The organism is Kitasatospora sp. NPDC029312 (genome assembly GCF_055569215.1).
Map to the genome: position 1 here is coordinate 42102 of NZ_JBVHXY010000055.1, position 7501 is coordinate 49602.

11 protein-coding genes and 1 pseudogene are annotated in these 7501 nt (G+C 72.1%); 5 read left to right on the forward strand and 7 right to left on the reverse strand.

What is annotated here, in order from left to right; translation table 11 throughout:
- Window positions 1-9: 9 nt before the first annotated feature.
- From ACZ4WV_RS31685 to ACZ4WV_RS31695, 3 genes are all read left to right on the forward strand, one after another.
- Window positions 10-330 carry a hypothetical protein gene (locus tag ACZ4WV_RS31685; protein ID WP_465752091.1) on the forward strand — a complete coding sequence of 107 codons (321 nt, stop codon included), beginning with the start codon at window positions 10-12 and terminating at the stop codon, window positions 328-330.
- A 305-nt stretch (window positions 331-635) separates the two neighbouring features.
- The gene (locus ACZ4WV_RS31690) at window positions 636-836 is read left to right on the forward strand and encodes a hypothetical protein (RefSeq protein WP_465752092.1); all 201 of its coding nucleotides are present in this window, start codon (window positions 636-638) and stop codon (window positions 834-836) included.
- Window positions 829-1092: a hypothetical protein gene (locus ACZ4WV_RS31695; RefSeq protein WP_465752093.1), complete on the forward strand. Its 264-nt coding sequence runs from the start codon at window positions 829-831 to the stop codon at window positions 1090-1092. The genes ACZ4WV_RS31690 and ACZ4WV_RS31695 overlap by 8 nt, the downstream gene beginning before the upstream one ends.
- A gap of 25 nt (window positions 1093-1117) precedes the next feature.
- Here the strand turns inward: ACZ4WV_RS31695 and ACZ4WV_RS31700 are convergent, their stop codons facing one another.
- The 6 genes from ACZ4WV_RS31700 to ACZ4WV_RS31725 all read right to left on the reverse strand — a co-directional run bounded on the left by ACZ4WV_RS31700 (window position 1118) and on the right by ACZ4WV_RS31725 (window position 5611).
- A complete protein-coding gene (locus tag ACZ4WV_RS31700) occupies window positions 1118-2011 on the reverse strand; it encodes a hypothetical protein (RefSeq protein ID WP_465752094.1) in 894 nt (297 codons plus the stop codon).
- Window positions 2012-2306: 295 nt separating this feature from the next.
- Window positions 2307-2810: a hypothetical protein gene (locus ACZ4WV_RS31705; protein WP_465752095.1), complete on the reverse strand. Its 504-nt coding sequence runs from the start codon at window positions 2808-2810 to the stop codon at window positions 2307-2309.
- A 270-nt stretch (window positions 2811-3080) separates the two neighbouring features.
- Complete coding sequence (locus ACZ4WV_RS31710; RefSeq protein ID WP_465752096.1) at window positions 3081-4121, reverse strand: protein-L-isoaspartate O-methyltransferase family protein; 1041 nt, start codon at window positions 4119-4121, stop codon at window positions 3081-3083.
- On the reverse strand, window positions 4004-4447 hold the full coding sequence (locus ACZ4WV_RS31715) for a hypothetical protein (RefSeq protein WP_465752097.1): 444 nt from the start codon (window positions 4445-4447) through the stop codon (window positions 4004-4006). Before ACZ4WV_RS31715 ends, ACZ4WV_RS31710 begins: the two co-directional genes overlap by 118 nt.
- On the reverse strand, window positions 4444-4851 hold the full coding sequence (locus ACZ4WV_RS31720; RefSeq protein WP_465752098.1) for a hypothetical protein: 408 nt from the start codon (window positions 4849-4851) through the stop codon (window positions 4444-4446). Before ACZ4WV_RS31720 ends, ACZ4WV_RS31715 begins: the two co-directional genes overlap by 4 nt.
- A 265-nt stretch (window positions 4852-5116) precedes the next feature.
- Window positions 5117-5611 (reverse strand): ATP-binding protein, encoded by a 495-nt coding sequence (locus ACZ4WV_RS31725; RefSeq protein WP_465752099.1) that lies wholly within the window; start codon window positions 5609-5611, stop codon window positions 5117-5119.
- Window positions 5612-5817: 206 nt separating this feature from the next.
- On the opposite strand from ACZ4WV_RS31725, the gene ACZ4WV_RS31730 reads away from it, so the two are divergent.
- Window positions 5818-6699: a helix-turn-helix domain-containing protein gene (locus tag ACZ4WV_RS31730; protein ID WP_465752101.1), complete on the forward strand. Its 882-nt coding sequence runs from the start codon at window positions 5818-5820 to the stop codon at window positions 6697-6699.
- Window positions 6696-6896 carry a DUF397 domain-containing protein gene (locus ACZ4WV_RS31735; RefSeq protein WP_465752100.1) on the forward strand — a complete coding sequence of 67 codons (201 nt, stop codon included), beginning with the start codon at window positions 6696-6698 and terminating at the stop codon, window positions 6894-6896. The genes ACZ4WV_RS31730 and ACZ4WV_RS31735 overlap by 4 nt, the downstream gene beginning before the upstream one ends.
- Before the next feature lie 60 nt (window positions 6897-6956).
- Here ACZ4WV_RS31735 and ACZ4WV_RS31740 read toward each other — a convergent pair.
- Window positions 6957-7501: pseudogene (locus tag ACZ4WV_RS31740) on the reverse strand (hypothetical protein); the annotation flags it as partial.

Genomic DNA, 7501 nt, shown 5'->3' on the forward strand with positions numbered 1-7501 from the left:
GTTCGGGTCATGGGCGATGACGCCGCCAGGGTGCGGGCCGTCCTGGCCGTGCTGCTGCCCTACCTGGAGCGGTGCCCGGACCTGGTGGTGGGCGACACCACCGAACTGGGGCACCGCAGCGGTGGCGGCCGGGTGGTCTTCGACGTGTCGTTGCCCCGGTCGGCGGCGGGCTCGACCACGGCCGGCTCGACGGCGACGGCGACGGCGACGGCCGACGACCCGCCGGGGTCGGTCTGGGTCCGCTCGGAGCGGGCGGACCGGTCGGCCGGGCCCGCCCGCCAGGGCCTCGGTGGCCGACGCCGCGCGCTTCCGCTCGGCGGCTCGCGGTGAAAGGTGCGGCGCCCGTCTGGGCGGCGGGCGCCGCTTCCCTCCTCCTTCGACTGCAGCATCTGGGGGAGTCCGTGACCTGCACCGCTGAATGCGCGCCGCCCGACGGGGCTGGCCGCAGGAACGTCGCTAAGGTGACACCTGCAGCCCCCACCCCCATCAGCCATGTCACTGCCGTTCCGTCACGGCGGCCGGCCGCCCGCCAACCGCACCGGTGGTCTTCGGCGCCCGCGCCCCCTCGATTCCTCCCGTCCGCGGGCGGCCCTGCGCTAGCCTGCTGGTGCAGCCACCGCCGGAAGGGGACCACCATGGCGCGCATCGCCTTCGACCCGGAGGAAGCGGCCGGCCTTCGCCGCGCGGCCGCCGAGGAATTCACCACCGCGCCCGCCCTGGCCTACGTCCTGGAGCGGCTTGCCGCCGAGGGCATCGACCTGGACGGCTGCGTGTCCTGGGAGACGCTGCGGACCGAGGCGGGGCTGACGGACGACGGGGGCGCCCGCGTTGCCTAAGCACGCTGCCGGCGGCCGCCGTGCCATCGTCACCTTCTCCGCCGAGGCGGCCCGGCAGGTGCGGGCCCTGGAGCACAAGGAAGCCGTACGGCTCGACGCCGCGCTAACGATCATCGCTGCGGACCCGCTGGGCGCCGCCCCGCCGATGGCGGCCGCGCCGGTGCTGCGGGAGTTCCGCGGCGGCGACGGAGCCCGGGTGATCTACTACGCCACCGTGCTGGGCACCGTTGTGGTGGTGGCCTACCTGGAAGCGTGATCCGCGCCGGTGCCGCCGGCGTGCGCTAGCGGTCGTCGCCGGGTGCCTCGTTCTCGGCGATCCTCTGGGACGCCTCGGTGATGGTGTCGGTCAGCCAGTCAGTCAGACCGGCGATGGTACCGAGGATCGCACGCTCGGACGCCTCGGCAGCAAGGCAAGCCCTCCACGCGGCCCGGTCGCCGATGCTCGCCCGGATTGCCGTCTCCAGCCGGCTGCGCAGTGTCGTCGGCGGAATGGCCTCAATCTCGACCGCGAGCCGAGCGTCAATCCCGAACTGCTCGCACTCGACCGCGTACGCCTTCCAGTTGGGATCGCGGGTGTTCGCGGCGTGCGCGACCAGATCAAGGTCCGGGTCCAGTACGTCGTCCGCGGTCACCGCGATGCGACGCACCACCACGTCCACCCGGCCGTCCGTGTAGCGGTTCAGGCGCTCCAACAGGCTGCGGGGAATGGCCCGCCCGGTCGGGTCGAAATCGCCGGCGTAGAGGATCTGCACCGGGCGCCGGTCCGTCAGGTACTCCTGTGCCGAGGAGTGGGCGAAGTCCTTCGACGCCTGCCCGCGACAGGAGAAGAGGCCAACGCCGAACTTCTCGGTCACGGAGTGGATGATGCCCGACACCGAATCGGACTCGGCCCACACCTCCACCCGCTCGGGCTGCTGTTCCCACAGGTTGCGTCGGTACAGCTGGGCCGTCCGTTCCAGCGCCTCGCCGTGCGAGCCCCACATGGTCGGCTTGCGCACCCATCGGGTTGAGTCGGTGATCCATCCGAACGGGATCGTCCCGTCCTCGCGCATCTCGCCCAAGTAGCGCACGACCAGCTTGTACGACGTCCGGGAGCTGCCGGTGTCCTTGGGCCACAGCACGCCGCACCCAAGGTAGTAGACCTGGCGGACGCTGCACGGCTGGTTCTGCTCCACGATGGCCCGGAGCTGCTGGCGTAGGCGTGCGGCCTGCTCCTTCGTCCGACGCTGCCGGGGTGCGCGTCCGTTTACGGCCCTAGGGCCGTAAACCGTCTCCGTGGCCATCCTGCTGCCTTCTTTCTCTCCCGGCTCCGTCTTCGAGCCTAGGCCGTAGCTGTAGCAGGCTCGGCCGACAGCTGTCCCCGTTCGGGTGACGGAGGCGGCGGCCACGGGCCCGGTCGGCCGGAGCCCCGACGCACACACGGCGGGCCGGCCCCCACCTCGGGGCCGGCCCGCCGTTCGCGTCCGGGGATCAGCCGGCGGCCGGCTCCTCCTCGTCGGCGGTGGCGGTGCCGACCACCACCGTGTGCGCCGACCGCCCGGCCGCGTGGTGGGTGTCGCCGCGGTACTCGCCGGTCTCCGGGTCCGGGTAGGACACGGCCATGGTCAGCGCCCACTCCTCCGTATCGGCGCGGTGTCCCGGCACGCGGGCCAGGCTGAGGCTGTGTACCTCGGCGTCGGCGGCGTGCAGGGTCCAGTTCGCGGCGGTCTGCAGGGCCTTCGCCGCCGTGGTCCCGTTGACCACCACGGCCGTGTACGCCACCACGGATACGTCCGCGTCGTCGTCCAGCACGCCGCCGTTCTTCTGCATCACCCGGACCGCGCTGGCGGCCAGGGTGACGTCCCGCTGCAGGGCTCGCGCGGCCGGGTGCTGGCTGGGCAGGGCGACGGTCTGGGCCTGGATCACCGCGGGCAGCGCGGCGGCGCCGACCACCACGGGCAGCTCGGTGTCCTGTTGAGGGGTGCTGTCGTTCACCGTGTTCTCCTTCTACTGGTTGAGGGCGGGAGACGCTGGGGTGGTGCAGTGCTGACACAGCTGGGTCCGGCGGTAGTCGGTGGGGCGGCGCTGGCGGGGGATGCCCCGGGCCTGGCGGGCGGCGCCTTCCTCCACCCGCCTCACCGTGCCGGTGGGGTCGCGGTAGTAGCGCCATCGCCAGACCGCGGTCCGGATCGGGTCGTAGACCAGCCGGCCGGCTTCGCAGCACGGGCGAGCACACGGTGGCCCACCACCGCGTCCGAGCGGCGGTCACCGCGGCAGGGTGACCGGCCGGCACGTCGTCCAGCCCGCGGCCGTCAGTAGCTCGTCCGCGCCGCCCGTCGGCGGGCGGTCGATACGGCACGTCAGCTCGTCGGCCGGGGGCTGCTGCTGGACCAGCCACCGGTGGACGTACTCGGCAACCAGCTGGTGCAGTGCCAGGGTGACCGGCTCGACGTCGGTTGCCCAAATGCCGCTAGGGCGCACGTAGACCGCGTGGTGGCCAACGGTGAGCGCGCACATCGGTTCCCACCCGGTAACCCCGGTCTCGACAGCGCGGAACCGGTCGTCCTGGCTGGCCAACCACAGCCACAGATCCGTGTGCCGCACCGGTCTGGGCCGCGGAGACAGCGGACCCAACCACACCGGTTCGGCCTCCACGGCCAAGGGCTCCCGTTGGGGAACCCGCCGCGGCTCGTACAGCCGGCCCTCAGCCGGCTGCGGTCCGACGGTCGGCGGGTCGACGGCCAGCACGCGCCCGTATAGCAGCCCATCGCGCTCCTGCCGACCGACCAGGGTCCACGGGTGCAGGCCACCGAGGGCGAGGGGGGCGACGACCACTCCGCCGGGGGCGAGCTGGTCCAGCCATCTCGGGGAGAGGCCGCGGACACCGGCGGTCACTATGATGACGTCGACGGGGCCGACGTCGGGCCGGCCCTCGAACAGGTCGCCCAACTGGGCGTCCACCATGCCGACCGCGCGGCCGAGCGGGCCGAGCGGGGCCCGGACGGCTTCGACGTCGGCAAGCGTGCTGTGGACGCTGGCCACCGGGCGGGCCTTCCTGGCGAGCGCGACGGCGGTGGTTCCGGGGCCGATCTGCAGCACCCGGTCCCCGGGCCGGACCACGGCCGCCAGGAACTCGGGCAGGCCGGCCTCCTCGGCGGGCTTCGGCTCTGCTTCCTCGTGCGGCAGTTTCATCGGCCTTCTCCGTACCTGCGGGGCGAACTCGGCTGGTGGATAAGCGGTTTGGCGGTCGACAGCAGTCGCGGAACCACGGCAACGGTGATCACATCGCCGTTCCGCAGCATCCAACTCCGCTGGTAGGGCTGGCGGTTGGATAGGGAGGCGAGCGCGACGTGCAGCTCTTCGGTGTCTTCGCTCCATCGGTGGGCCGCGGCCCGGCTGCGGCGCGCCATCAGCACGCCGTAGGCGCGCGTTAGGCGCCGCATCGCCCGGACGGCCTGGCCGGGGGTTCTCACCGGCGGGCACTGCTTGGCCTTGACCACAGACCCGTCACGGCCGCGTCGCCGGACGAAGCGAAGCACGATGCCACCCGGCACGGCCGGCGGGTACAGCGTCCGCCGGATCTCCAGCGGCAACGGCGCGGGGAGGGTGGCCGAGGCGGTGGCGGGGGTCATCTCCGCCCCACCTCCACGGTGACCTCGCCGCGGGGCTCCCAGAGCTTCACACCGAACCGGTGCTCAACGCCGATGCCGGTCACCGTGAGGGTGTAGGGCTCGTGGACGGCGAGCAAGCGGCGGACGTGCTCCTGCTCGCCATCGTCGGCGAGCCAGGCCAGGACCGGCGCGGCCAGCACGGGCGGCAGCTGGTCAGCCAGTTGCTGGGCCTGGAGCTGTAGCCACCACGCGGCGAGCCAATCCGTCTTCGCGCGGGTGCGGATCAGCAGCGTGGGGGTGGGGCGGGCGTCGGGCCGCTCGTCGGCGGTGCACTCGTACGGGCCGTCCACCACGGCGGGCGCCGGCCTCGGAGGCGTCGGCGGGCACGACTGGATCGGGGAGAGCGGGTGTAACAGCTGCAGCATGGGGGGCTCGACTCCTTGTTGAGAGCGCTCCTGATGGGCTGTTCGGGGCGGGGGGGGGGGGGGGGGGGGGGGGGGGGGGGGGGGGGGGGGGGGGGGGGGGACGGGGGAGGGGGGGGGGGGGTTGGGGGGGGGGGGGGGGGGCCCCCCCCCCCGCCGCAGTGCTGTGGACACGGTGCGGCGGGGCGGCCAGCGGCGCGCGGGGGGAGACGCGCCGCGGAAGCTGGCCGGCCGGGCATCCGGAGAAGCGAGCCGGCCGACCAGCGGTCTAGGTGCTGGTCGACAGGCTCAGCGCGAGATGGGCCCACGCGAGCGTCCCTCGGGGCCGTCGGCGCCGACCGCTGCCGATGGTGCGCGGAAGCTGGCGCACGACCGTGGTTCCGCGGCCGCTCTCGGCGGTCTCGGGTCCGGCCTGAGCCTGAGGCTTGCGCCAACGGCCGGCGTCCCGCACGACCACCAGGACCGACCGGCCGCGGTGGGTCAGCGTGCACATGATCGTCCGGCTACCACTGTGGACGGCCGCATTGGTCACGAACTCGCTGATGACGACGACGAGTTCATCGACCGCATGGGGCTCGATCCCCCACTTCGCTGCGGTCTCCCGCATGAAGCGGCGCGCCGCCCTGGCCGCCATGGGGTCGGCGTTGATCGTCAGTTCGGCTGTCTCCAGCCCGGGGTCTCGCATGCCGTTCCCCTCGTCAAGCCGGGGTTGGGGTCTGCACAGATCCGCCACCCGCTCACCAAGATCACCTGCGGTGATCACCCGGGAGCTGTGAGTGGCGCACTTGCAGTATGGCACTGGGATTCCCATTCTGGGAATCCCAGTGCGGGAATCCCGGATGGTGCATCATGAACTTCACCCGAGGGGGTGACAGCTCCGTGCGCGTGCTCCCGGCGTTTGATACGGCGGCAGTTGATGACATGGCCGGAGGTGGGGACACTGGACTGCAGGATCACGGAGAGGACGAGATGACGGCAGCGACACCGGGACCGACGACGCGTCGACGGCAGTTGGCCGCAGAGCTCCGCACCCTTCGGGAGCGCCGGGGCTTGACGCTGGAACAGGCCGCTGAGCTGTCGGGCGTCTCAAAAAGTGCGATCAACCGCTATGAGGCACACGCGGGCGGCGGGGTCAAAGCCCCGTGGGTGGAAGCGTTGTGCCGAGCCTATGAGGCGACGGACGACGAACGCGCGAACCTGGTGTCGATGGCCAAGGAAGCTCGTCAGCTCGGTTGGTACGCCTCGCTGGACATGCCCCCAAGTCTGCGAACCCTGGTCAGACTGGAGGATGAGGCGGCAGAGCTGCAGGCATACGCCTCCGGCTACGTCCCTGGCCTGGTGCAGACCCGCGACTACGCCATAGCGGCACACCGGGGATCGGAACCGCGGGCAACCGATAAAGAGCTGACGCGCAACGTCGACGTCCGGATGAGGCGTCAGCAGATCTTGGAGCGCCCGCAGCCGCCGCACTTGTGGCTCATCGTGGATGAGGCAGTGCTGCGACGGCAGGTCGGCGGCCCCGGGGTCATGGCCGGCCAGATGCTGCACCTGGCCGAAGTCGCCGAGCGGCCACGGATCACCTTGCAGGTGCTCCCGTTCAGCAAGGGCGCGAATCCTGCCGAGTCGATCTCTTTTAGTATCCTTCGTGGCGCTGAACGGTCCCTTGACGTGGTCTACATCGCCAACCTGACCAGCGCCCTTTTCCTGGAGAAAACAGGGGATTTGGAGCGTTACGGGCTGGTGTGGGACTACCTGCGCGCGGAAGCGCTTGGGACCGGTGAATCAATCGAACTGATCACCGCGACCGCCAGCCGGTACGCGGAGGCCACACGCGAGGAGAGCGCCCGATGATGAACCGTACCCAGGGGCTGACCTGGCGCAAGTCCTCTTACTCGGGGGGCTCGAACACGGACTGTGTGGAGATCTCCGAGAGTGTGGCGGCGGCCGTGCTCGTCAGGGATTCCAAGGACCCGAATGGCCCGATGTTGAAGTTCACCCCTGAAGCCTGGGCCGCGTTCGCGAGCTGGGCCAGCGAACAGAGCTGCTGACGCCCGCAGACCAGAACAGCTGAGGGCCGGCCCGTACGGGCCGGCCCTCAGCTGTTGCTGCTACCGCCGTCGTGCACGCGGCGTCCGCTTCGGTTGCGTCCGCTTCGTGGCCTTGTTGGTGACGCTCGGTTTTGCCGTTGTCGGCTCGGCTACCTCGGCCTCGGCGGCGTCGGCCCGGTCGGCGACGGCCTGGTGCTCAAGGGCGGCGGCGTCGGCCTCCTCAACTGCGGCGAGCTGCCGGCGGAGCTCGGCCAACTCGGCCACCTGCTCCTCGGCCTGCCGACGCCCGTCCGTGAGCTGGCGGCGGAGTTCGGCCACCTCGACCTCGGCGGCGTCGGCCCTGCCGGTCTGCTGCTCGGCCTGGCGGCGGAGCTCGGCTACCTCGGCCTCGGCGACGGCCTGGTGCTCGGCAAGCTGCCGCCGGGTGCTCTCCAGCTCGGCGGCAATGCCCTGGGCGGCCTGCCGGGCCTGCTCGGCGAGCTGCAGGGCTGCGGCCCTGCCGCCGCGGGCCTCGGCCACCTGCTCCTCGGCCTGCCGACGCCCGTCCGTGAGCTGGCGGCGGAGTTCGGCCACCTCGACCTCGGCGGCGTCGGCCCTGCCGGTCT